Genomic DNA, 22,884 nt, shown 5'->3' on the forward strand with positions numbered 1-22,884 from the left:
CCAACGGCGCTGCAGGACAAGCACAGTGTGGCGGGGTTGCAAAGGGGGGACTTTCGGGTTTCCCTCATCCGGCAGGCGGATGAGGAGGGATGTCGTCAAGACCGGATGTCGGCTTCGAGCCGGTATTGGTTTCAGGAGCGGAATCTGATGGCGGTTCGGCGTGATTGCGCTCGATATCCTTCAGCCATGCCAGGATCCGCGCGATGGGCGCGGTCAGCTCCGCTGGCACGAACTGGTAACGGCGTACCTTGAAGTACACCGCACGCGCGACCGGAATGTCGCGGACCACCGGAATACCCCATTTTTCGGCCAGCGAAATGACCTTGCGCGCGCGGTTGCCACGCTCGCGCACGGAGACGAACTGCACGCCGGGGTAATCCGGGTGGGTGAAGATGCCGACGGCAATGTGGGTGGGGTTGGCCAGGATCATCGAAGAACCCGCCACGTCCGCCTGCACCTGGCCCGAGAGTTCCTCGCCGATCTGGCGGCGACGCTGCTTGATTTCCGGGTTGCCGTTGTGGTCCTTGTGCTCCTGCTTGACCTCGTGCTTCTCCATGCGCATTTCGCGGATGTAGAGCCGGTATTCGACAAACGCGGCGGCCAGCGCGATCGGCGACAGCACCGCCAGCAGCAGCGCGGTGCTGCGCCAGCCGACGCTGTGCCAGAGCGGGCCGGCGGCCTTGTCCGGCATCTGCACCTGTGCGAACAGGGTGGGCGCGAACAGTTTCCAGGCCAGCACCGCGAAGATGATGCCCGCCAGCAGGTAGAGCACGGCGGTCACCAGCCCCTTGATGGTCTTGAGCGAGAAAAGGTTCTTGAATCCGGAGATCGGGTTGACCCGGGCCAGATCGATGCGCACCGCTTCGGCGGCGATCACGCCCCGACTCTGCACCAGCGAGATGAGCACGGCAGCGACAATGGCGGCAGCACCCACCGGCACCGCGATCCACAGGAATGCCACGGTGGCCTGCCACGCGGCGTCGGCCGGGGTGAGGCTGAAACCACGCTCGGCCATGCCGCGGTAGAAGCCATGCAGCGCCCGGCTGGAGATCATCGTGGTCATGGCCACCAGCCCGGCCACCAGCACCGTCAGCCCGGCAAGGTCGCGGCTGACGAAGCTCTTGCCCTTCTTCGATTCCTTGAGCAGGCGATGCGGGGTGGGCTTTTCGGTTTTCACCTGGGCACCGCCAGCAGCAACTGCAGGGCATCGGTGCTGTCGCGGATCAACGGCACCTGCTGGGCCACGGTCGGCATCAGGTAGAACAGCAGCGCGATGAAGGCGATGTAGGACTTCACCGCCAACGAGATGGAGAACGGATTCATCTGCTGGGCAAAGCGCGACAATACGCCGAGCAGCACTTCCACCAGGAACAGCAGCAGCAGCACCGGCAGCGCCATGCGCACCGCGCCAGCCAGCAGGGTGCCGGCAAAGTCCTGCACACGGGCCAGGTCCAGCGCCAGCACGCCTCCCATCGGAATGAGCGTGTAACTGTCCTGGATCACTTCCAGCAGCACGATCATGCCGTCGGTCGCCAGGAACACCACCACGCTCATCAACTGCAGCAGGTTGGAGGTTTCGGTGGCCTCCATGCCGCTGACCGGGTCGAGCATGGCGCCGATGCCGGCACCTCGCTGGTTGTCGATGATGGCGCCCATGCCGTGGAAGATGTGGAACGGCAGGGCCACCACCAGTCCGATCGCGGTGCCGATCAGCACCTCACGCAGGACCACGCCAGCGGTGGAAAGGATGTCGGGCGGCACGATGGCACCGGTCGTGGCTGGCCACAACCCGATGAGAATCATGACCGCCACCACTGAACGGGTCATCTTCGCCGGCATGATTCCCGGCGACAGATACGGAATCCAGACCAGGCAGGCGCCGATGCGGGCCATGCCGAGCAGAGCCGGCAACCCATGGTCGCGGGCCAGCGCGACCAGTTCGGTGTCTAGCGCGGAAAGCTGCACTGCCCTACCCGTTCAGTGCGGTGTGCAGCGCCAGCCGGGCGAAATCCAGCATGCGCGCCGACATCCAGGTCATCAGCACCAGCAGGCAGGCGATGACCGAAAGCAGCTTGGCACCATAGGGCAGGGTCTGTTCCTGCAGCTGGGTGACGGTCTGGAACAGGCCGATGGCCAGGCCGACAATGGTTGCCACAGCCACGGGCGCGGCAGACAGCAGCAGGATGAGCAGCAGGCTTTTGTTGCCCATGAACATGATCGCGTCCATGGCTACATCGGCACGTCGAGATACTGGCGCACCAGACCCTGCGAGAGCAGGCTCCAGCCATCCATCGCCACGAACAGGATCAGCTTGATCGGCGCGGAAATGGTCACCGGGCTCATCATCATCATGCCCAGTGACAGCAGCACGCTGGACACCACCAGGTCGATCACCACGAACGGCAGATAGAGGTAGAAGCCGATGCGGAAGGCATCCTTCAGCTCGCTCAGGGCATAGGTGGGCATCAACGCAAACAGTGAGCGCTCATGCGGTTCGAGGTCCGGCACCGGCACGCCGTCTCCGGCATGGCGGGCCCGTTCGAAGAACTTCAGCAGCTCCGGGTCCGAATACGTGGCCAGGTAGACCTTGTAGCCGTCCAGGCTGCTGTCGAGGAAGGTGACCACGGCGGCAACCGAGTTCAGCGGGGCCTCCAGCGCGAGGTAGGCGTCGTACATGTTCTGCACGATCGGCTGCATCACGTAGAACGCCAGCATCAGCGCCAGCGCGTTGAGCACCATGTTGGACGGTACCTGCTGCAGGCCGAGGCCGTTGCGCAGCAGCACGAACACCACCGAGAACTTCAGGTAACAGGTGCCGGCCGCGATCAGGAACGGTAGCAGCGCGGCCATCGACATGACCGCGATCAGCGAGATGTCGTTGTTGACGAAGTTCATGGCAGCACGGGCGCCTGCGCCAGCTGCACGCCAAGCTGTTCACCCACCTGCACCAGTTCGCCCCGGGCGATGACCTGGCCGTTGACCCGCAGCTGCAGCTGCTTCCAGGCATCGGCCGGGAGGTTGAACACGGTACCGGGCTGCAGGCCATCCAGTTCACCGATGGCGTGTTGCAGCTGGCACAGCACCACATCCACGTTGACCGGCAGGCGCTTGATGTCGATGCCCGGACTGCTGGCGGGGTTGGCGGTTTCCGCTGCGGGCGGGGCGGAGGGTGTGATGTCGGCGCAGCCGTCATCGTCGTCGAGGAAGTCGAAAGGTGTATTCACGGAGATGGTCTCTAGAGTGAAGTCGAAGGAGTACAGGCGGCGTGCGCCGCTGCGCGCCACCGGCTGCAGCAGGTCAAGCAGCAGCACCGCCCCGGGGGCCAGGCGGCGCAGGCGGTGCAGCGGCAGGCACAAGCGTGCGATGCCCACTTCCACCGGCACGCGCAGGCGGAGGGTGGTGGGTGCCAGAGAGGCACCGGCGGCGCTTTCGGCGTGTTCGATCCAGGCCATGCCCTGGGCAGTGGGCAGGCAGGGCTGCGGGCCCTTGCCGAACCCAAGCGCATTCACCGGCACCACCTCGCGCAGGCTGGCCTGGGCGGCGTGGAACGGGGCGGCGGCGATGTCCAGCAACGGCCTGTCGGGCAACCAGCATGCAAGCGCGGCGTGGTCGACCAGTTCGGACCAGGCGAGGCTGGCCAAGGCCGGCAGCATCGCCGGGCACCACTGGTCGGCCGCCACCGCCAGACGCAGCGCGCCGCCCTGCCCGCTGACGTCGAAGCGCAGCATGGCGCCACGCGCCGGCAGTGGCTCCCAGGCGGGCGTGATGCCCGCGCGTGCGCAGGCCGCGAGGGTGGCGGCCTGCGCTGCTGCGGCCGCCGTCACGCTGGGGAAGGGCCAACGCTGCGCGTTCATGCGTGGCCCTGGCGGCCGCGACGACGGCGCTCATCGGTGGCGTGGTCGCTGCTGTCCACGGCGATCTGCAGCTCGGTGCCCTGCGGCGCCGATGCTGACGACAGCGCCTGGCCAACGCGGGCCGACGAGGCCTGCATGTGCAGCCGACCGCCCTCCAGGACCGCACGTACCCGATGGCCCGGGCCCCAGCTGCTGAAGGCTACATTGAGATGGCTGGCAGCGTCGGCGCGCGGTGCGTTGGCGATCTGCAGGTTGGCCTGGCGTACCGTACGCGCGTGGTGGCGCGTACCGAGGTTGGCCTCCTCACGCCGCAACTCGGCCCGGGTCTGGCCGTCGTCGCCTGCGTCGGCAGGTGGCGGGGACGGCGTCGATGGACTGCTGGCAACGTTCGCCGGCGGCGTCGTGTCCGGCGCCATCGGCTGGTCGGCGGTTGATGACGGGGCAGCCGATGCGACCGGAGACGACGCCGGCGTTGCGGGTGCCGACGCTGAGGGGTTGCCGGATGCGCCGGTGGCTTTCCGCGGCGCGTGCTGCTGCAGCGGGGCGGGTGTCGTTGGCGCTGCCGCAGGCGTGGCCGTCGTGCGGGTGATGGCCGGCTCACCTGCTGCAACCGGCACCGGCAGCACGGATCCAGGGCCGGCGCCGCCCGCGACGGCATGGGATGGGCCCGCCGCCGTGGAGGAAGCGGGCTGCGGAACTGCGCCCGGCGCTGCACCGGTGCCGATGCCGGGCTCGGTCCGAACCGGAGCCGAGGCGCCGGCGTCGCCGCCGGGCAGCAGCTGGGACGATGCGGCGGCGGCCATGCGCGGTACGGCCGGCGACGGTTCCGGACGTTGCACGGTGTCTTTTGCAGGCAACGGCACGGCGACCGGCGCGCTCAGGAGCGGCACGCGTTCGCGTGGCTTGTGCGGCGTTGGGCCGCGGTCCTCATCGCGGGGCTGCAGCTGTTCGCGCGACATGACCACATCGATGTGTTCCGGCGGCAGCGGCGGCTCCAGCTCCGCGCCGTTCCAGCCATCGTCGGCCTCCGCTACGGCCTGCGGTGGCGGATCCTGCGGCGATGCCGCGTCGGATGCCTTGCCGGACGCGGCGTCGGGTGCCTCGCCGGATGCGCCGGATGCGCCGGCCGCGTCGTCCATCGCGTGCGGTTGCCGCGGGTGACGCGCCACGCGGTCGCTCAGGCTCACCGGCGCGGGCAGTTCCAATGCCGACGCAAGTACCGCCGACGGGTGTTCGTGGATGATCAACGACATGTGTATTCCTCTTGGATCTGACGCTCCTGGCGGCGCTGGCGCGCCTGCCGGTGCTTCTGGTCGATGTGGGCGCCGACGGCCTGCAGCCGGCGTGCGCGTGAGTGATGGCCGGCTGCGTCGTGGCGCAGCTGCTGCTCCTGCTCGCGCGCGTCGCCGGCCTGCTCGCGCAGATGGCCGGCGCGCAGCTCGCACTCCAGGACATGGGCGCGGGCGATGGCAACACCGCGGAGGCGCTCGAACAGGCGCTGGCGGTCCAGTCCGTGCTCTTCGCCGAGTTGCGCCTGCCGCAGGCGCTCGTCAGCAGCCTTGCGCAGTCCCGCGGCCTCCTGCTCGCGGCGGGCGGCATGCTCTGCCTGCTCGCGTGCTTCGCGTCGCAGCCGATGCGCGCGATGGTCGAGCAGCGTGGCCAGGCGCACCGGATCAGCGGGCGAGCGCATCGAGTGCCTCCAGCGCGGCATCCAGCGTCACCGGCTCATGCATGCCCTGTTGCAGGAAGGCCAGCAGGCGCGGTTCACGGGCCACGGCATCATCCTGCTCGGGCTGCACCCGGACGGTATTCGCCAATGTCGCGCAGCAGCTGCAGGTCATCCAGCCGCCCCATGACCGCGCGCACCACACTGGCGGCAGCAGCCTGGTTTCTGCTGGCCAGCTGCGGGAACAGGCGGCTGGCGCTGCGCAGCACATCGATGGCCGGGAAATGGCCACGCTGGGCCAGGCGCGGGCTGAGGTACACATGCCCGTCGAGCAGCGATTTGACTTCCTCGCCTACCGGGTCGGGGTCGGCATCGTCTTCCAGCAGCACCGTGTAGAACGCGGTGATGCTGCCGGATTCGGCATTGCCGGGGCGTTCCACCAGCCGCGGCAGCGCTTCGAATACCGAGGCGGGAAAACCCCGCCGCGCCGGCGGCTCGCCGGCCGACAATGCCACGTCGCGCAGCGCGCGGGCGTAGCGCGTGGCCGAGTCCATCACCAGCAGCACGCGGCTGCCCTGGTCGCGGAAGTACTCGGCGATGCGGGTGGCGACCATGGCCGCGTTGACCCGGGTGGCCGGTGAGGAATCCGAGGTGGCCTGGACGATGATCGTACGCGCGGCGGCCGGACCCTGGCGGATCGCATCTACGAACGATGCCACCTCGCGGCCGCGTTCACCCACCAGCGCCACTACCCGCACATCACAGTCCGCATTGGCCAGCAGCATTTCCACCAGGGTGGTCTTGCCACAGCCGGCGGCGGCGAAGATGCCCATGCGCTGGCCTTCGCCGACGGTGAGCAGCGCATCAAGCGCGCGGATGCCGGTGGCAAAGGGGACCTGGATCGGGCGCCGCTGGCGGTAGTCCAGCGCGGCAGCCTGCACCGGGCTGGACACGCCCGCGTCATCCACCGTTTCACCCGTCTGCAGGCGCTCCACGACCACGCCGAAGCCGTCCAGCACGCAGCCGAGCAGATGCGTGCCCAGCGCCACCTGCAGGGGCCGCCCGGTGGCGGCCACGACAACGTCGGCCGCCAGGCGTACCGGGGCGCCGATCAAGGCCAGGGTGGCCACCCCATGGTCAACCCGGGTGACCACGCCATGGGTCAACACGCGATCATCGCGCGCCGAACGGCGTACGTGGCAATGCTCGCCCACGGCGACATCGGCCAGCGGCACGCGCAGCTCACCGGCGCGCATCGCCACCGGCGTTGCACATGGGCGCCAGCAGGGCGTGGCCATTGTCACCGCAGCAGGCCCTGCAGTTCGAGCACGCGGGCGTGGAAGCCTTCGATGGCCGCAGCCAGCAGGCTGGATTCACGCTGGCAGTCCGGCTGCAGCGCGCCGCCCACCAGGCACCCCTCTTCGAGCTGGCGCAGGGCGAGGCAGCCGTTGGCGAAGTGCGCGGCCGGCGCCGACAGCGCGGTAAGCAGTTCGTCGGCACGGTTGCTGAAGCGCTCGGCCGGCGAGGTCTCCAGGCGCCCCCACAGGTACACCAGGTCATCAACCGGATCGAGCAGCAGCTCGCCCACATCGGCAAAGCCCATCACAACGGACGAATGCGTGTCGAACTGGAACCGCGAGGGGTCGCAGCCCAGCTCCTGGAGGGCGGCGTTGAGGGTATCTAGCAGGGAGGTCATATGCTTCTCATCACATCAAGGGTGACCGTGTCGGAGATCTCGGCAAACGAGAGCACCGGGGTCGAGGGGAGGCGGTTTTCAATGAAGCGCTTCACGAAGCGGCGGATGTCCGGCGCCACCATCAGCACCGTGTCGGGACGATGCGCGGTCACCTCGCCAACGTGCAGCGCGATGCGGTCCAGCAGCTCGCCGGCTGCGGCCGGTTCGAGGTTGAGGTAGGCCGCGCCCTGGCTCTGGCGGATACCGGCACGGATCTGGTCTTCGACCGGGCTGGAAACCAGGACGGCCGGGATGCGCCCTTCCCGGGCGAAGCGCGCGGAGATGTAGCGCGACAGCGCACCCCGCACATGTTCGACGAGCAGGATCACGTCCTTTTCGCGCTGGCCCCACTGCGCCAGGGTTTCCAGCACGACTTTCATGTTGCGGATGGACACGTCTTCGCGCAGCAGGCGCTGGAGTACTTCAGCAACGCGCTGGATCGGCATGTGCCGGTAGGTTTCCTTGACCAGTTCCGGGAAGCGCTTTTCCAGGGCGTCCAGCACGTGCTTGGCTTCCTGGATGCCGAACAGCTCGCCCACGTTGCGCAGCACCGCGCCGTGCACCATGCGGCGCAGTTCCTCGTAATCGCTGGAGACCTCGCAGCCCAGCGCCCGGACGTCTTCGTCGGCGCCGGCCGGTACCCAGCGCGCAGTGCCCCCTTCGTGCGGCACCACCAGGCCCATGCCCAGCGCCTCCAGCTCTTCCTGCCGGCCCCAGACGCGGACGTGCCCGCTCACCACGCTCGAGGAGGCAGCCGGAATCTCGTTGATCAGCACCTTTACCTCGTGCTCGCTGGCGGGCACGTGGCTGCGCAGGACCAACGGTGCGAGCTGCATGCCGGTGTTGACGAAGGCGTCGTGGCGAAGCTGTTCCTCCCACTCCCCGGCCACGCCCGCCTCGTGCAGGGCCGGTGGCATCAACAGGATCAGCGGCAGGGTTTCGCTGGTCAGGCGCGCGGTGGCGGTGTCGCCCTTGCCGGCCGGTGCCGGTGCGCCGCCCTGCCCCGATGCCTGCGCCGCGCTGCCTTCTGCGGTGCTGCGGTGGCGCAGGCGCCACACCAGCACCGCGGCCAGGCCCACGGCGAGACCGGCGAACACCGGCAGCGGGAACCCCGGCAGCAGGCCCAGCAGCAGCACCAGCACCGCGCCGGTGCCCAGCACCACGTTGCTGTTGAACAGTTCGCCAAGGATGTTGGCGCCCAGGTTGTTGCTCTCGCCGCTGACGCGGGTGACGATGAAACCGGCGCTGATGCAGATCAGCAGCGCCGGGATCTGCGCGACCAGGCCGTCGCCGATGGTCAACAGCGTGAAGGTGTTGAGCGCCTGCGAGAATGCCATGCCATGCTGCAGCATGCCCACGGCGATGCCGCCGAACAGGTTGACGAACACGATCACGATGCCGGCGATGGCGTCACCCTTGACGAACTTCATGGCGCCGTCGTACGAGCCATACAGCTGGCTTTCGCGCTCGACATCGCGGCGACGTCGCTGTGCCTCTTCCGAGGTGATCGCTTCAGCGCGCAGGTCCGCATCGATGCTCATCTGCTTGCCGGGCATGCCATCAAGCGAGAAACGCGCGACCACTTCACCGATTCGCTCGGAACCCTTGGTGATGACGATGAACTGGACCAGGGTGATGATGGCGAAGATCACCGCGCCCACCACCAGGTTGTCGCCCACCACGAAGTCGCCGAAGGCGCTGATGATGTGGCCGGCATCGGCATCCAGCAGGATCAGCCGGCTGGTGCTGACCGACAGCGCCAGCCGCATCAGGGTGGTGAACAGCAGCACCGAGGGGAAGGTGGAGAAGTTGAGGATGCGCTCGACGTAGAACGAGCTGAGGAAGATGACGATCGCCACGGCCATGTTCAGGCCGATCAGCAGATCGACCAGGAAGGTGGGCAGCGGGATGATCAGCATGGCCACGATCACGGCCATCAGCACCACCAGCGCCATTTCCGGGCGCAGGATGCCGCGGGCGCGCGCGCCCAGCCCGCTCACGGCGGTAGTGGCACGGCTGCTCATACGCTTACCCCGCCGGCGTGGCCGGCATGCCAATGCTCACGTTTCATGCTTTCCACCACCATGACCTCCAGGGACTTCGCTGCGCGCTCGCGCGCGACGTCATCGCTCCATACCGCGTCGGGCAACCCGCCCAGCGCGCGGCGCAGCGCCTGCACCAGGCGCGCGCGCTCCACCGCCGACAACGCCACGCGCGCATCTGCCAACGGCCCGGCGAACAGGGCCGCCCAGTCCTGCAGGCCGCGCACCACATCCAGCAGCCCGCCGACCACGGCCTCGGCGGTGGTGGACAGCCGCGCCAGCAGCCGGTCGCGGTTTGCCTCCTGCACCAGCAGGTGGTCGGTGGACCGCAGTACGGCCAGGTTGCGCACCTGGCGCAACAGCCGGCCGAACTCCAGGTGGGAGGCACTGGGGTCGAGCGAATACATGTCCGCGCCGATCGCCTGTTCCATGAAATCCACCACCTGCGCGCGCCGCTCGAAGCCGTACGTCGCGATCCAGCCGGCGTATTCGCCGACACAGTCCTGGTGGTTGCCGATGAAGTCGCGGTAGCTCTGGCGCAGTGCACGCGCCGAAAACTGGCTGCCGCGCGCGGCCAACCGCGCCTTGATCGCCACGTTCAGGCCGCCGCGGGCGGCTGCGGCATTGCCCTGCGCGGCCTCGTCGGTGAGCAGCTGCTCCAGCGACTGCTGCAACAGCTCGCGCAGCTCCTGCAGTTCGTCATCGGCAATCAGCGAGCGCAGCACTGCCAGCATGTCACTGGGGTCGGGAAACAGCTGCCTGAGCAGCGCAAGCAGCTGTACCGGGCTGCGCATGCCGTCCAGCAGTGCGCGCAGGTCGGTGACCTTGCTGTACACCTCATCATCCAGTACGTGGTCGATCCACGCCTGCGATTCGCCGGCGCCGGTGCTGCGCTGCCCATCTCGGCGGCGCTGCAACGAGGCCACCAACGCAGCCAGGTCGTCCTGCATGGACATGGCGGTGGCCAACGAGCCCGGCCTGGACGGTTTGCCCAACCCGGACAGCAGGTCTTTCGCGGTATCGTCACGGTCGCCCTGCGTACTGGCCTGGCGCGGCGTGACCGGCAGCGGCGTGGTGACGTGTCGGTTAATGGCCGGCAGTGCCATGTGCGCCCTCCGCAGCGTTGAGGTGCGGGTGCACGGCGCGGATGGTGTCGCGCACGCTGTCGCCCACCTCGGGGCCGTAGATCTCCGGCATGCGCCGCCCATCGACCGGATCGCTGCCGGTGAGCAGGCGCGGCTGGATCAGGAATACGCGTACCAGGCTTTCGGCCGAGCGGCTGTCCTGGCCGAACAGCTTGCCCACCGCGGGTATGCGGCGCAGGCCGGGAATGCCGCTGTAGCCGGTGTCGGACTGGCTGCGGGTGTAGCCGCCCACCAGCAGGCTGAGCTCCTGCGGCACCCTGGCCACGGTGTCGATCACGGTACGGTTGACCACCGGCAACGCATCGACCGAGCGGGTGGCATCGACCGCACCGTCTTCGACCTTCAACTGCATTTCCACTTCGTTGCCACTGGAAATACGCGGGCGCACGCTGATCAGGGTGCCGTAGGTCACCTGTTCCAGCGACACCGCGCGGTCACCCACCAGCTGGGTGTAGAACGTCTGGTTGCTGTCGAAATACGCCGGGATGTTCTCCTGGGTCAGCAGCACCGGGCGCGAGATGATATGCGCGTCGCCCTTGCTTGCCATGGCCTGCACCGAGGCCAGGAAGCGGCTGCCGTCGAGCGTGCTGACCGAGGGCGACTGGTTGATGCCGATCGCCAGCCGGTTGCCGATGTTGATGCCACCGCTCCAGTTCACGCCCAGGCGATCGAGCTCGGTCTTCTTGATGTCGATGATCCACAGCGACATTTCGATCTGCTTGCGCGGCACGTCCAGCTCGCCGACCAGGCGCTTGACCTGTTCGATCTGCGCCAGCGTCCCCCGAACGACCAGGCTGTTGGTTTCCGCATACGCCATCACCACGGCCGGGCTCGGGCCGACCGGCACCGAGCTCGCCACCTGCGCCGTCGGCTGCGCTGCGGGGTTTACCGGCAGGGTCTCTTCGGTAATGGTGGCCGGATCAGCCGGCAGCGATGGCTGCTTCACCACGGCGCCGAAATCGCCCAGCTGGAGGACGCTGGCCAACACGTCGGCCAGGCCGGGCAGCGGGACTTCGGTGTTGCGCAGGCCGTAGCGACGCCCGTTGACGAAGCTGTGCTCGAGCTTGATCACCTCCACGTGGTGTGGACTGGCATCGGCGCCCTCGTAGAGGTCGTCCAGGTAGCGCGCCGCGTTCATCACGATGTCCACGTACACCGGCGGACCGGCCACGTAGAACGTGCCGTCGGCGCCTCCGCCGCGCACCGGATAGCGCGTATCGGACAGCCGTGCCTTGCGCAGGAAGTCCGACAGCGTGGCGATCGAGGTATGCCGCAGCCGGCCCACCGCATTCTTCTGCTCATCGGCGTCGTACACGTAGATGGACTGGCCGTCGCTGTACCAGACCAGGCCCAGTTCGGCCGACACCTTGGCCAGCACGTCGAACGGCCGCGCCAGGTCGAAGCTGCCGCTGACTTTCTTCTTGTTGGCCTTGGGGCTGATCACCACCGCCTGGCGCGCACGCGCACCCAGGGCGTTGAGCAGGTGGCTGGCGTTGTCGGCGCGGGAAACGAAACCGGAGGCGTGAGGCAGGTCTGCGCGATCCTGGATCGCGGTGCCTTCCAGCGGGGTCTGGGCGAAGGCAAGGGAGGGGACGATCAACAGCAACAGATACAACGTCAGGGAACGCATGGATCACTCGTTGGGCGTCGAGACGGCCCGGTAGACGGAAAGGGGCGAACAGCCGATGAGCGATTTGACGTCGGTGCAGAAGTGCGACAGCGACGCATAGCCGTGATCGGCGGCGAGATAGGTGAACGAGCGCGCGCGGCCGGGATAGGCCAGCAGCGCGCGCGCAGCGCGCTGGATGCGCAGCTCGCGTTTGAGCGGGCGGCCCAGCACCTGCCGACAACGGCGGTGGAACTGCGCCGAGGACAGACCGTAGCGCTGGGCCAGCGCGGCGACGGTGTTTTCGCCGCCTTCGTCCAGCAGGAACCGCATCAGTCCGTAGCTTTCGCTGCGCGCCAGGTGCCGCAGCAGGTGGGCGGCCTGGCTGTCGTCAGGCTGCCCGGCACCGCGGGCCAGCTGGTCGATCAGCCACGCGGACGCTACATCCGGGTCCTCCAGCGCTGCCGGTACCACCCAGCACACGGGCTGCGGCTCGGCGGTCGGGCGCAGCACGTTGCTGGCATGGTCAAAGTGGGCCAGCGCGCGCGCCATGCCGCCGCCGGCCAGCGCGATGATGCCCAGCCCGCTGTCGCGCGGCAGCGGCAGGCCGGCCAGCAGCAGGCGGTCACCGGCCGACAGGCAAACGGCCCGCCCGCCGACGTTGAGGTCGATGGAGCCCTGCCCTGCATTGACGATGACGTGCATCCAACCACTCCCGTTCAGGTACTGCCGAGGCGGGACGCGGTCTGCGGCCCTGCTCGATGAGGGCTGCATGTTGGAGACGACAGGGGGGCAAGGCTCTACAAGAAGTTAGAAAGCCGCCCCGAGTTGCGGTATTTGTAGCGACCCCATCCAGACGGTTGCGCGCAGGCGCCACCAGGAATCGATCCCATGACACCGCTGCTCGGCATCCACCATGTCGCCCTGATCTGTGCCGATTACGACCGCTCGCGCGACTTCTATGTCCGCGTGCTGGGCCTCACGGTCAGGGCGGAACACCACCGCGCCGCGCGCGACTCGTGGAAGCTGGACCTGGCCCTGCCCGACGGTGGCCAGCTGGAGCTGTTTTCGTTCCCGTCGCCCCCGCCCCGGCCCAGCCGCCCCGAAGCCCAGGGGCTGCGCCACCTGGCATTCCGGGTGGCCGCGCTGGAGCCGATGATCGAGCGGCTGGCCGCTGAAGGCGTGCCCTGCGAACCGGTCCGCGTTGACGAATACACCGGCCAGCGCTTCACCTTTTTCGCCGACCCGGACGGGCTGCCACTGGAGCTGTACGAATCCAACTGAATAGGTTGTGGCGGGGCGGCGCCCTACGTTCCGTACCAGAGCGAATGGGTATACAGTCCAGCTGTCCCGGCCGCACGCCGGCATTCACGTACATCCCTGGGAGGGGAACCATGCGCAAGACCTTCAAGACCCTGTTGCTGGCGCTGCCACTGATGATGGCCGCCCTGTCCGCTTCGGCCGCCGACGGCGCGGTGGGCCGCTGGAAGACCATCGACGACAAGACCGGCAAGGTGAAGTCGATCGTGGAGATCACCCAGGCCAGCAATGGCACGCTGAGCGGCAAGGTGGTGGAAGTGCTGCACTCGGACAAGGGCCCCAACCCGGTCTGCGACGACTGCACTGGCGCCAACAAGGGCAAGCCGGTGAAAGGCATGACCATCCTGTGGAACCTGAAGCAGGACAAGGGCAGCACCACCCAGTGGTCGGGCGGCACCGTGCTGGATCCGGCCAACGGCAAGACCTACAAGTCCAAGCTGGAGCTGCAGCCGGGCGGCAAGAAGCTGGACATGTCCGGCTGCGTGGCGTTCATCTGCCGCGCCCAGACCTGGATCCGCGAGTAAGCGCTGGCCCGGGGGGAGCGTGCGATAATCCCGCGTTCCCCCCGCACCCGCGCAGATCATGACCCGCACCGCTCTTGTCACCACCGCACTGCCCTACGCCAACGGCCCGCTGCACCTGGGCCACCTGGTCGGCTACATCCAGGCTGACATCTGGGTGCGCGCGCGGCGGATGAGTGGCGGCAAGACCTGGTTCGTGTGCGCCGACGACACCCACGGCACGCCGATCATGCTGGCGGCCGAGAAGGCCGGGGTGACCCCGGAAGCCTTCATCGCCAACATCCAGGCCAGCCACGAGCGTGATTTCGCCGCGTTCGGGGTCGCGTTCGACCACTACGACTCGACCAATTCGGCCGGCAACAAGGCACTCACCGAAGCGTTCTACCTCAAGCTCGAGGCGGAAGGGCATATCACGCGCCGTTCGGTGGCCCAGTTCTACGACCCGGCCAAGGGCATGTTCCTGCCCGACCGCTACATCAAGGGCATCTGCCCCAACTGCGGCACGCCCGATCAGTACGGCGACAACTGCGAAGTGTGCGGTGCCACCTACTCACCGACCGACCTCAAGGACCCGCGTTCGGTCATTTCTGGCGCCACGCCTGAAATCCGCGATTCGGAGCATTTCTTCTTCGAGGTGGGCCGTTTCGAGGCGTTCCTGCGCGAGTGGCTGGCTGGCGACGTGGCCCTGCCCGGGGTGAAGGCCAAGCTGGGCGAGTGGCTCAATGCCGAGGGCGGCCTGCGCGCGTGGGACATCTCCCGCGACGCGCCGTACTTCGGCTTCCAGATTCCGGGCCACCCCGGCAAGTATTTCTACGTCTGGCTGGATGCGCCGATCGGCTACCTGTCCAGCTTCCAGGCGCTGTGCGCGAAGAACGGCGAGGATTTCGAGGCGCACCTGCGCGCCGGCACCAGCACCGAGCTGCATCATTTCATCGGCAAGGACATCGTCAACTTCCACGGCCTGTTCTGGCCAGCGGTGCTGCACGGTACCGGCCACCGCGCGCCGACCCGCCTGCACGTCAACGGCTACCTCACCGTGGATGGCGCGAAGATGTCCAAGTCACGCGGGACCTTCGTGATGGCCCGCACCTTCCTGGATGCCGGCCTCGAGCCGGAGGCGCTGCGCTATTACTTCGCGGCCAAGTCATCGGGCGGCGTCGACGATCTCGACCTGAACCTGGGCGACTTCGTCGCACGCGTCAACGCGGACCTGGTCGGCAAGTTCGTCAACCTGGCCAGCCGCTGCGCCGGCTTCATCAGCAAGCGCTTCGACGGTCGCCTGGCCGATGCGCTGCCCGATGCCGCGCAGTACGAGCGCTTCGTGGCCGCGCTGGCACCGGTGCGCGAGGCCTACGAGCGCAACGATCCGGCCGCCGCATTGCGCCTGACCATGGCGCTGGCCGACGAAGCCAACCGCTACATCGACGAGCAGAAGCCGTGGGTGATCGCCAAGCAGGAAGGCGCCGATACGCAGCTGCAGTCAGTGTGCACCCAGGGCCTGAACCTGTTCCGCGTGCTGGTGACCGCACTGAAGCCGGTGCTACCGGCTACTGCCGCGCAGGCCGAAACGTTCCTGGCCGCCCCGGTGCCGCGCTGGACCGACATCGCCTCGCCGCTGCTTTCCCACACCATCGCCGTGTACAGCCCGCTGTTCACCCGTATCGACCCGAAAATGATTGACGCCATGACCGACGCTTCCAAGGACACCCTCGCCGCCCCCGCCCCTGCGGCCCCGGCCAAGCCCGCCAAGCCGGCGGCAGCGGCCGCCGCGCCGGCCGCCGCTGCAGCTGCGCCTGCGGAAGGCCCGGCCTACATCGGCATCGAGGACTTCGCCAAGCTCGACCTGCGCATCGGCAAGGTGCTGGCCTGCGAATTCGTGGACGGCTCGGACAAGCTGCTGCGCTTCGAGCTGGATGCCGGCGAACTGGGCAAGCGCCAGATCTTCTCCGGCATCCGCGCCAGCTACGGCGAGCCGGAAGCGCTGGTTGGCCGCAGCGTGGTGTTCATCGCCAACCTGGCGCCGCGCAAGATGCGCTTCGGACTGAGCGAAGGCATGATCCTGTCGGCCGGTTTCGATGGCGGCGCGCTGGCCCTGCTTGATGCCGACAGCAGCGCCCTGCCGGGCATGCCGGTTCGTTGATGGCGACGGGCCACGACCAACGGTCGTGGCCTACCGGGGGAATTGGCGTGGAATTGGCGCTCATCGATTTCGACCATACCGTCACCACCTGCGATACGTACGGGCGCTTCCTGCGCCGCGTGGCCACGCCCGAACAGCTGGCGCAGGCGTGGTGGAAGGTGGGACCGTGGCTGTTGGCCTATCGATTGAAGCTGATTTCCGCCGAACGGATCCGGGCACGGGTCACTCGCTTGACCCTGCGTGATCGGCATGCAGACGACATCGCCACGCAGGCGTCGGGCTTCTCCCGCGAGGTACTGCCGGAGGTGGTGCGTCCAAGCATGCTGGAACAGATCCGCTGGCACCTGCAGCAGCGGCACACGGTGGTGATCGTGTCCGGTTCGCTGGACCTGTACCTGCGGCCGTGGTGCGAGGCAATGGGCGTGGACCTGATCTGCAACCGTCTTGAAAGCCTGGATGGCCGCCTGACCGGGCGCTATGCCGACGGTGACTGCGCGCCGCACAAGGTGGACCGCATCCGCGAACGCTACGACCTGTCGCGCTATCTACGCATCCACGCTTACGGCGACAGCCGCGAAGATCGCCCGATGCTGGCGCTGGCGCAGGAACGCTGGTATCGCGGGAAACCCCTGAAATGAACACGCTGATCGAACGCCTCGACCGCCTGCTGCCGCAGACCCAGTGCGGGCAATGCGGCTACGACGGCTGCCGTCCTTACGCCGAGGCGATGGCGCGCGGCGAGGCGGGCGTGGACCATTGCCCGCCCGGGGGTGATCAGGGTGCACGTGCATTGGCACGGGTGCTGGGTGTGCCAGCACTGCCATTCGACCGCCGCCGTGGTGAGCACAAGCCCGCGCAGGTCGCGCGGGTGATCGAAGCCGACTGCATCGGCTGCACCAAGTGCATCCAGGCCTGCCCGGTGGATGCGATCGTGGGCGGCGCCAGGTACATGCACGCAGTGATTGCCGATCTGTGTACCGGTTGCGAGTTGTGCATTCCACCCTGCCCGGTGGATTGCATCGAACTGGTGTTGGTCGCCTGATACGGCGCAGCCACGCAGGCGTGGCTGCGCGGACGATCAGGGCAACGCGGCCGTGATCACGATCTCCACCTTCCAGCTCGGGTCGGCCAGCTTGGCCTCCACCGTCGCACGCGCCGGGGTCATGCCGCTGACCACCCATTCGTCCCACGCGGCGTTCATGCCGGCGAAGTCGCCGATGTCGGCCAGGTAGACCTCCGCGCGCAGCACGTGCTGCTTGTCACTGGCCACCAGTGCCAGCAGTTTGTCGATCTCGGCCAGCACCTGCCGGGTCTGGCCGGTGATGTCCTGGCTGGTGTCTTCGGGAATCTGGCCGGACAGGTAGGCAACCTTGTTGTGCACGGTCATTTCGGACATGCGCGGACCGACGTCGAAACGTTCCAACATGGCGATGGCTCCTCTGTGATGGTGCCCCATTGTCACCGATGCCGGGTAGTGCCGTCGTTGCGCCCGATCAAAACGGCCACAGACCGCACAGCGCCCCTGCTTGGCAAGCGCCTGCCGGAGGCGCACGATTCGCCCGCAAGGCACCGCAGGGTGTTTTGACTCTTTCCCCGCCTCCCCGGAGCATGCTGTCCCGATGACCGACCCCGCCCCTGCCCCTCCGTCCCGCGTCGGCTGGCGCCGCGCGGCGACCGTCATCTTCAGCCTGGGGATCCTGGCGCTGGCCCTGCACGGCCTTGCCAACGAGTTCGACGATCATGGTTATCGGGCCATTCGCGACGCTTTCCACCAGCTCAGCGGTGGCCAGATCGCACTGACCGTGGTGCTGGGCCTGGCCAGCTATGCCTGCCTGATCGGCTTCGATGCCATCGGCCTCCGCCGCAGCGGCAAGCGCCTGCACCCCGCGCGGGTGGGCATCACCGCTTTCCTCGCCCACACCCTGGGGCAGACGCTGGGCTTTGCGGCGTTGACCGGCGGTGCAGTGCGCCTGCGCGGCTACGGTGGCGCCGGGCTGAGCCTGGCCGAAATCGGCCAGGTGGTGTTGATGAGCACCCTCGGCTTCGTGCTCGGTGCCTGGCTGCTGCTGGCGCTGGCCTTCCTGCTGGAGCCGGGCGCCGCTGCGCTTGCATTGCCCGTGTCGGCGCAGGCCGTGCGCGTCCTGGGCGCGGTGGGCCTGCTTGCTTACGTAGGCACGGTGCTGGTGGTCGGGCGTGAGGGCCGCAGCTTCCAGATCCGCGGTCATGCGCTGTGGTTGCCTGATCGCCGCACCATGCTGGGCGTTACCGTGCTCAGCGTGGTTGAACTGGTACTGGCCAGCGCGGCGTTCTACGTGCTGCTGCCGATGGACACCCCGACCGGCCTGCCCGGCTTTGTCGGCCTGTATCTGGTGGCGGTTCTTGCCGGGCTGATTTCCAGCGTGCCGGCTGGGCTGGGCGTTTTCGAGTGGAGCCTGCTCAAGCTGCTGCCGCAGGTAGCACCTGCGGCCGTGCTGGCAGCGGCGCTGATCTACCGGGTCACCTACTACGTGCTGCCGTTGCTGCTGGCCACCGTGCTGGCCGTGGCGCCGGCGTTGCGCCGCCCGCTGCGCGTGGGCGCGGGGGCCACCCGTGCGGGCTGGACCGCGCTGCGCCCGTGGTTGCCGCAGATCATTGCGCTGGCCGTGTTCAGCGTGGGGGCAGCGCTGGTCATTGACGGCACCCTGCCAACGCCGCGCCGGCACCTGCTGCACGCGTCGCTGCCGATCCTGGAAACGTCTCACCTGCTCGGCAGCCTGGCGGGCGTGGTGCTGCTGCTGATCGGCCAGGGCCTGCAGCGGCGCAGCCATGCGGCATGGATGCTGGCCATGGCCATCTGCGTGATCGCGCCGCTGCCGATCTGGCTGCGCGGCGGGCAGGTGCTGATCGCGCTGGCCTCGGTGCTGGTGGCGATGGCGCTGTGGGCGTCGCGCCGCGAGTTCTACCGGCAGGGCGCGCTGCTCGACGAAGCGTGGTCGTGGCCGTGGATCCGCAACCTTGGCCTGGTTCTGGTGGCGGTGATCTGGCTGCTGTTCTTCGTGTACAGCCATGTCGAATACCAGAACGAGCTGTGGTGGCAGTTCGCCGCCCAAGGCAACGCGCCGCGTGCACTGCGGGCGCTGCTGGTGGTGGCCATCGCGCTGGCCATCTTCGGCCTGGCGCGGCTGCTGCACAGTACCCGCACACCGCTGCCGGCGGCTGACGCCGCTACGCTCGATGCACTGGCACCGGTGCTGCTCGCGGCACAGGACACCCAGGCCTGCCTGGTACTCACCGCCGACAAGGCGGTGCTGCGCGATGAGGCAGGCGGCGGCTTCGTGATGATGCAGCGCTATGGCGGTTCGTTGATCGCCATGGGCGATCCGGTCGGCCCCCCGGATGTGGCCCGCGCATTGATCTGGCGTTTCCGCGAAGAGGCGGACCGGCTCGGTCTCCGCCCGGTGTTCTATCAAGTCGGTGAGGCGTACTGGCAGACCTACCTGGACCTTGGGCTGACGCTGGTGAAGCTTGGCGAGGAAGCCATGGTGCCGCTGCAGGATTTCGGGCTGGAAGGGCGCGAACGTGCCGACCTGCGCCAGGCCTGGAACCGGGGCAAGCGGGGGGGCCTCAGCTTCCGCGTGGCCGCGCCAGATGAGGTGCCTGCCCTCATGCCGGCGCTCGCCCAGGTCTCGCAGCAATGGCTGGACGACAAGGCGGGCGATGAAAAGGGCTTTTCGCTGGGCAGTTTCGATCCTGCCTACCTGGCACGGTTCCCGATGGCCCTGGTGGAGGCTGACGGGCGCATCGTCGCTTTCGCCAATCTGTGGCAGGCCCCTGCCGGCCGCGAGCTGTCGGTGGACCTGATGCGGCACGTCGACGATGCACCGAAAGGCACGATGGATTTCCTGTTCATCGAGCTGTTCCTGTGGGGGCGCGCGCAGGGTTTCCACCGTTTCTCGCTGGGCATGGCGCCGCTGTCGGGACTTGCCCAGCATCGGCTGGCCGGACGCTGGAACCGTTTTGCCAATGTGGTTGCACGCCATGGCGAACGCTTCTACGGCTTCAGCGGATTGCGCCGTTTCAAATCCAAGTTCGCACCGCAGTGGCGCGCCCGCTACCTGGCTGCGCCGGGCGGCATGCACCTGCCTGCGGCGTTGCTGGATGCAACGCGGCTCATATCGCTGCCGCCCTCCGCGCAAACACGTCGGTAAACCGCGCCACGCTGCTGCTGCCATGGATGGCATGCAGTGCCTCCGCTGCCAGCATCCGCTCTTCCCGGATCCACGCCAGCCGTGCGCTGCCGGTCAGGTCCTGCCACACGTCCAGCAGGGCGTCGGATGGCACCGTTTCGCCGGCCATCAACTTTTCGGCCACCGCGATACCCGCGGGTTGCTGCGTGATGTATGCGATCGCCCGGGGCGAGAGCGGGATGGCGGCCACCGGCTCCGGCAGGAAATAGCGGGCAGCCATGGGCCATGCGGAGTGGGTCCGGCCCAGCCGCCTGAGCGACGCGCCACTGATGTGCAGGACCTGTGGCAGGCGTTTGTCGCTCGCTGCGGCGAACGCGTAGGTCATGTCCTCGCGGGCACGTGCAGCCATCTCGACCACCCCGTTGCGGAACTTCACGCAATCGGCGGCGATGGCGGTCGCGCCACCCGCCTTGGTTTCCCCCACCAGCACCACCTCGCTGCCGTGCATCAGCAGGAAGTCGATTTCGCCTTTGACGTGGCGCCCGTTCTCCGGCCGTAGTCCGGCAGGCACATGGGCGCCCCTGGCAATGCGGTACCCCGCTTCGGGGGCGTCACCGGCCGCCTCGTTCATGGCAGCGCACAACCGCGCCAGCGATGCCCCGACATGGTCCTCCACGTCCCGGCCACGTGCAGCGCCGCCGCTGACCGTCCGGGTCGCCGCCCGCAGGGCCAACCAGGCGCTGACAGCGGCGTCCCGATCCAACGCCGCCTTCTCATCCAGCACCGCCACATGCGGGGCGAACGCGGCGGCAGACTCCGCATGCAGTGCCGCCGCGCGCGCCAGCACCTGCGCCCAGGTGCCCGCTCCTCCACGGGCGTCGTTGACCGCGCTGGCCAGGGCCACAAGCCGCTGCTGCCGGTCCGGATCCGGTTCGCGTTCGATCCGGGCCGGGTAGGCCACATCGGCCAGTTTCTTTGCCGCGCGCCGCGCTGCCGCGTACGGCGTACCGTCAAGCAGCTGGGTATAGCGGCGCACCTCGGCCGATCGCTGCCAGGCCATCGCCCTGCGCAACTCGACATCGTGTTCCTTGACCAGCCACGCCAGTGTCTCCAGCAGGGCTGCGCAGAACAGCCGGCCTGCGGCGTCGGCGTCGTCCCCCGCCTGCTGCATCGCCAGGGCGTCGGCCATCCGCTGTGCAGCCGAGGCGGGCGCGTCGCGCGCGGTGGCACCATCAGCCCTCAACAACTGGAACAGCTGTGCCTCGATGTCGGCGTTCCGGCCCATCAGGGCGTCCGGGGCGACGCCGGCAGATGCTCCAGCAACGACTTCGCCAGCAGGTCGTAGTCGCCCTTGAAGTGGTGATCGCCGGGCAGGGCGAGCACCGTGACCCCGTTGCTGGGCAGCTCTGGGCACAAGGCGTCGTCATCCTGTTCACCGTACAGGCATAGCGTGCGCCCGGCCGGCAGACGGGCGATTTCCGGCGCAATCGGCAGACCGCCACCGCCACCGCCCAGCCAGTTGCTGACATGGAACTCGTAATCGGCCTTGCGCCCCACCGACATCAGCCCAATCAGGGCGACGGACCCGCGCGTGGCCGGATCCAGCTGGTTGATCGCGGCCGGCAGCACGTCAGCGCCCTGCGAGAAGCCGACCAGCAACAGCCGCTTGCGCTGCCACTGGTTACCGTAATGCCGCGCGATGCGTTCCAGGTCACGGGCAAAGCCTTCCGGCGTGCGCTCGGTCCAGAAGTAGCGCAGCGAATCCAGGCCGACCACCGAAATGCCGCTTTCGCTCAGCGCGCCGGCCACATCCTTGTCCAGACCGGCCCAGCCGCCGTCGCCGGAGACAAAGATGGCCAGCGTATCGCCTGCTTTCCGCGCCGGCACTTCCACCACCGGCAGCCCCTCCAGGTCATCCGGCGGCGGCGCCAGGCTGACGCCCTTCTGCGCGCCGATGACCTGGGCGGCGGCGAGCAGACCTGGCAGGTCATCGCCACGCCCGGTACGTTGGAACTGCCGCCCCATCTCCACCTTGTGCACGAACGCGGTGGCGTCACCTGCCGCGCACCTGCGGTCACCTGCGGCGTTCAACCACGGAAACGCCAGCTCCGCCGGCTGCAGGCGGCCATGGCTGACACCGGCGCCGCACACCGCGCGCTCGCGCGCCTGGTCGGGGCAGACGCCGGTGGTGACCAGGCCGGCAAAGACCTGGGCATCCGCTTGTGCCGCTACCGCATAGGCCAGCTCGGCGCCGCTGCCATCGCCGCCGATCAGCGGCAGGTGGTAGCCCGGCACGTGCAGGTACGCCTGGAACCAGCGCGAGAAATTCTCCACGTCGCCCGCGCCAAAGCTGCAGGTCCCGCCGCCTTCGCGCGCCAGTCCCTTGCGCAGCCGGGCCACATCGACCTGGGCCACCAGGGCGCCCTGCGCACGCAGGGCCTCGATGCGCTCGCGCGTGCGCTGGGGTTCACTGCCGCCATCGAACCAGACCACCACGCGTTGCGGGCGGCCTTCCGGCGCGTGGATCGGGACGTCGTTGAAGCGCCCGTGGCTGACCTGCTGCGGCGCCGCCGGGGCCGCGGCGGCCCCAATCATCGACACCAGGCCCAGCACCACGCCCAGTCCCCTGCCCACACTGGCTCGCCGCATCGTCACGCATCCTGGAAAAGTGGATCAACGATACGCCTGT

The 22,884-nt window shown here is 68.3% G+C and carries 23 protein-coding genes; 6 read left to right on the forward strand and 17 right to left on the reverse strand.

Annotated features, from left to right (window positions below; genetic code table 11):
- Nucleotides 1–64: 64 nt before the first annotated feature.
- The 14 genes from ACGFZ3_RS10590 to ACGFZ3_RS10655 are packed head-to-tail and all read right to left on the reverse strand — an operon-like array spanning nucleotide 65 to nucleotide 12,753.
- On the reverse strand, nucleotides 65–1,177 hold the full coding sequence (locus tag ACGFZ3_RS10590) for an EscU/YscU/HrcU family type III secretion system export apparatus switch protein (RefSeq protein ID WP_392920296.1): 1,113 nt from the start codon (nucleotides 1,175–1,177) through the stop codon (nucleotides 65–67).
- A complete protein-coding gene (gene sctT, locus ACGFZ3_RS10595) occupies nucleotides 1,174–1,965 on the reverse strand; it encodes a type III secretion system export apparatus subunit SctT (RefSeq protein WP_392920300.1) in 792 nt (263 codons plus the stop codon). Before sctT ends, ACGFZ3_RS10590 begins: the two co-directional genes overlap by 4 nt.
- 4 nt (nucleotides 1,966–1,969) lie before the next feature.
- The gene (sctS, locus tag ACGFZ3_RS10600; RefSeq protein WP_392920304.1) at nucleotides 1,970–2,227 is read right to left on the reverse strand and encodes a type III secretion system export apparatus subunit SctS; all 258 of its coding nucleotides are present in this window, start codon (nucleotides 2,225–2,227) and stop codon (nucleotides 1,970–1,972) included.
- Nucleotides 2,228–2,229: 2 nt separating this feature from the next.
- Nucleotides 2,230–2,895 (reverse strand): EscR/YscR/HrcR family type III secretion system export apparatus protein, encoded by a 666-nt coding sequence (locus ACGFZ3_RS10605; RefSeq protein ID WP_392920308.1) that lies wholly within the window; start codon nucleotides 2,893–2,895, stop codon nucleotides 2,230–2,232.
- Complete coding sequence (gene sctQ / locus ACGFZ3_RS10610) at nucleotides 2,892–3,854, reverse strand: type III secretion system cytoplasmic ring protein SctQ (protein ID WP_392920311.1); 963 nt, start codon at nucleotides 3,852–3,854, stop codon at nucleotides 2,892–2,894. The genes ACGFZ3_RS10605 and sctQ overlap by 4 nt, the downstream gene beginning before the upstream one ends.
- Nucleotides 3,851–5,107 carry a hypothetical protein gene (locus ACGFZ3_RS10615; RefSeq protein ID WP_392920314.1) on the reverse strand — a complete coding sequence of 419 codons (1,257 nt, stop codon included), beginning with the start codon at nucleotides 5,105–5,107 and terminating at the stop codon, nucleotides 3,851–3,853. Before ACGFZ3_RS10615 ends, sctQ begins: the two co-directional genes overlap by 4 nt.
- Nucleotides 5,098–5,544, reverse strand: coding sequence for a hypothetical protein (locus ACGFZ3_RS10620; protein ID WP_392920317.1), 447 nt, complete (start codon nucleotides 5,542–5,544; stop codon nucleotides 5,098–5,100). Before ACGFZ3_RS10620 ends, ACGFZ3_RS10615 begins: the two co-directional genes overlap by 10 nt.
- Complete coding sequence (locus ACGFZ3_RS10625; protein WP_392920320.1) at nucleotides 5,528–5,629, reverse strand: hypothetical protein; 102 nt, start codon at nucleotides 5,627–5,629, stop codon at nucleotides 5,528–5,530. The genes ACGFZ3_RS10620 and ACGFZ3_RS10625 overlap by 17 nt, the downstream gene beginning before the upstream one ends.
- Nucleotides 5,630–5,633: 4 nt before the next feature.
- On the reverse strand, nucleotides 5,634–6,818 hold the full coding sequence (locus ACGFZ3_RS10630) for an EscN/YscN/HrcN family type III secretion system ATPase (protein WP_392920323.1): 1,185 nt from the start codon (nucleotides 6,816–6,818) through the stop codon (nucleotides 5,634–5,636).
- A gap of 2 nt (nucleotides 6,819–6,820) precedes the next feature.
- Nucleotides 6,821–7,216, reverse strand: a complete 396-nt coding sequence (locus ACGFZ3_RS10635; protein WP_392920327.1) for a hypothetical protein — start codon at nucleotides 7,214–7,216, stop codon at nucleotides 6,821–6,823.
- Nucleotides 7,213–9,279, reverse strand: a complete 2,067-nt coding sequence (locus ACGFZ3_RS10640) for an EscV/YscV/HrcV family type III secretion system export apparatus protein (RefSeq protein ID WP_392920330.1) — start codon at nucleotides 9,277–9,279, stop codon at nucleotides 7,213–7,215. The genes ACGFZ3_RS10635 and ACGFZ3_RS10640 overlap by 4 nt, the downstream gene beginning before the upstream one ends.
- A complete protein-coding gene (sctW, locus tag ACGFZ3_RS10645) occupies nucleotides 9,276–10,403 on the reverse strand; it encodes a type III secretion system gatekeeper subunit SctW (protein ID WP_392920333.1) in 1,128 nt (375 codons plus the stop codon). Before sctW ends, ACGFZ3_RS10640 begins: the two co-directional genes overlap by 4 nt.
- Complete coding sequence (gene sctC / locus ACGFZ3_RS10650) at nucleotides 10,384–12,072, reverse strand: type III secretion system outer membrane ring subunit SctC (protein WP_392920336.1); 1,689 nt, start codon at nucleotides 12,070–12,072, stop codon at nucleotides 10,384–10,386. The genes sctW and sctC overlap by 20 nt, the downstream gene beginning before the upstream one ends.
- A 3-nt stretch (nucleotides 12,073–12,075) precedes the next feature.
- Nucleotides 12,076–12,753, reverse strand: a complete 678-nt coding sequence (locus ACGFZ3_RS10655; protein WP_392920338.1) for a helix-turn-helix domain-containing protein — start codon at nucleotides 12,751–12,753, stop codon at nucleotides 12,076–12,078.
- Between the two features lie 186 nt (nucleotides 12,754–12,939).
- On the opposite strand from ACGFZ3_RS10655, the gene ACGFZ3_RS10660 reads away from it, so the two are divergent.
- From ACGFZ3_RS10660 to rnfB, 5 genes are all read left to right on the forward strand, one after another.
- Nucleotides 12,940–13,332 (forward strand): VOC family protein, encoded by a 393-nt coding sequence (locus ACGFZ3_RS10660; protein WP_392920341.1) that lies wholly within the window; start codon nucleotides 12,940–12,942, stop codon nucleotides 13,330–13,332.
- A gap of 110 nt (nucleotides 13,333–13,442) precedes the next feature.
- On the forward strand, nucleotides 13,443–13,892 hold the full coding sequence (locus ACGFZ3_RS10665; RefSeq protein ID WP_392920344.1) for a DUF2147 domain-containing protein: 450 nt from the start codon (nucleotides 13,443–13,445) through the stop codon (nucleotides 13,890–13,892).
- A 58-nt stretch (nucleotides 13,893–13,950) separates the two neighbouring features.
- On the forward strand, nucleotides 13,951–16,029 hold the full coding sequence (gene metG, locus ACGFZ3_RS10670; RefSeq protein WP_392920347.1) for a methionine--tRNA ligase: 2,079 nt from the start codon (nucleotides 13,951–13,953) through the stop codon (nucleotides 16,027–16,029).
- A 47-nt stretch (nucleotides 16,030–16,076) separates the two neighbouring features.
- The gene (locus ACGFZ3_RS10675; RefSeq protein ID WP_392920351.1) at nucleotides 16,077–16,667 is read left to right on the forward strand and encodes an HAD family hydrolase; all 591 of its coding nucleotides are present in this window, start codon (nucleotides 16,077–16,079) and stop codon (nucleotides 16,665–16,667) included.
- A complete protein-coding gene (gene rnfB, locus ACGFZ3_RS10680; RefSeq protein ID WP_392920355.1) occupies nucleotides 16,664–17,071 on the forward strand; it encodes an Rnf electron transport complex subunit RnfB in 408 nt (135 codons plus the stop codon). The genes ACGFZ3_RS10675 and rnfB overlap by 4 nt, the downstream gene beginning before the upstream one ends.
- A 36-nt stretch (nucleotides 17,072–17,107) precedes the next feature.
- Here the strand turns inward: rnfB and ACGFZ3_RS10685 are convergent, their stop codons facing one another.
- Nucleotides 17,108–17,455, reverse strand: coding sequence for a RidA family protein (locus tag ACGFZ3_RS10685; RefSeq protein WP_217537731.1), 348 nt, complete (start codon nucleotides 17,453–17,455; stop codon nucleotides 17,108–17,110).
- 193 nt (nucleotides 17,456–17,648) lie between these two features.
- Here ACGFZ3_RS10685 and mprF point away from each other — a divergent pair, with 193 nt between their 5' ends.
- Complete coding sequence (gene mprF, locus ACGFZ3_RS10690; RefSeq protein WP_392920360.1) at nucleotides 17,649–20,216, forward strand: bifunctional lysylphosphatidylglycerol flippase/synthetase MprF; 2,568 nt, start codon at nucleotides 17,649–17,651, stop codon at nucleotides 20,214–20,216.
- On the opposite strand, the gene ACGFZ3_RS10695 is transcribed toward mprF, so the two are convergent.
- Together ACGFZ3_RS10695 and ACGFZ3_RS10700 are read right to left on the reverse strand one after the other, a co-directional pair.
- The gene (locus tag ACGFZ3_RS10695; RefSeq protein ID WP_392920363.1) at nucleotides 20,179–21,480 is read right to left on the reverse strand and encodes a hypothetical protein; all 1,302 of its coding nucleotides are present in this window, start codon (nucleotides 21,478–21,480) and stop codon (nucleotides 20,179–20,181) included. The genes mprF and ACGFZ3_RS10695 overlap by 38 nt on opposite strands.
- Entirely contained in the window at nucleotides 21,480–22,844 is a 1,365-nt protein-coding gene (locus ACGFZ3_RS10700; protein WP_392920366.1) for a virulence factor family protein, read from the reverse strand. The genes ACGFZ3_RS10695 and ACGFZ3_RS10700 overlap by 1 nt, the downstream gene beginning before the upstream one ends.
- Nucleotides 22,845–22,884 lie beyond the last annotated feature (40 nt).

Source organism: Stenotrophomonas sp. NPDC047960, assembly GCF_043204395.1.
In the GTDB taxonomy this organism is placed as follows: domain Bacteria; phylum Pseudomonadota; class Gammaproteobacteria; order Xanthomonadales; family Xanthomonadaceae; genus Stenotrophomonas.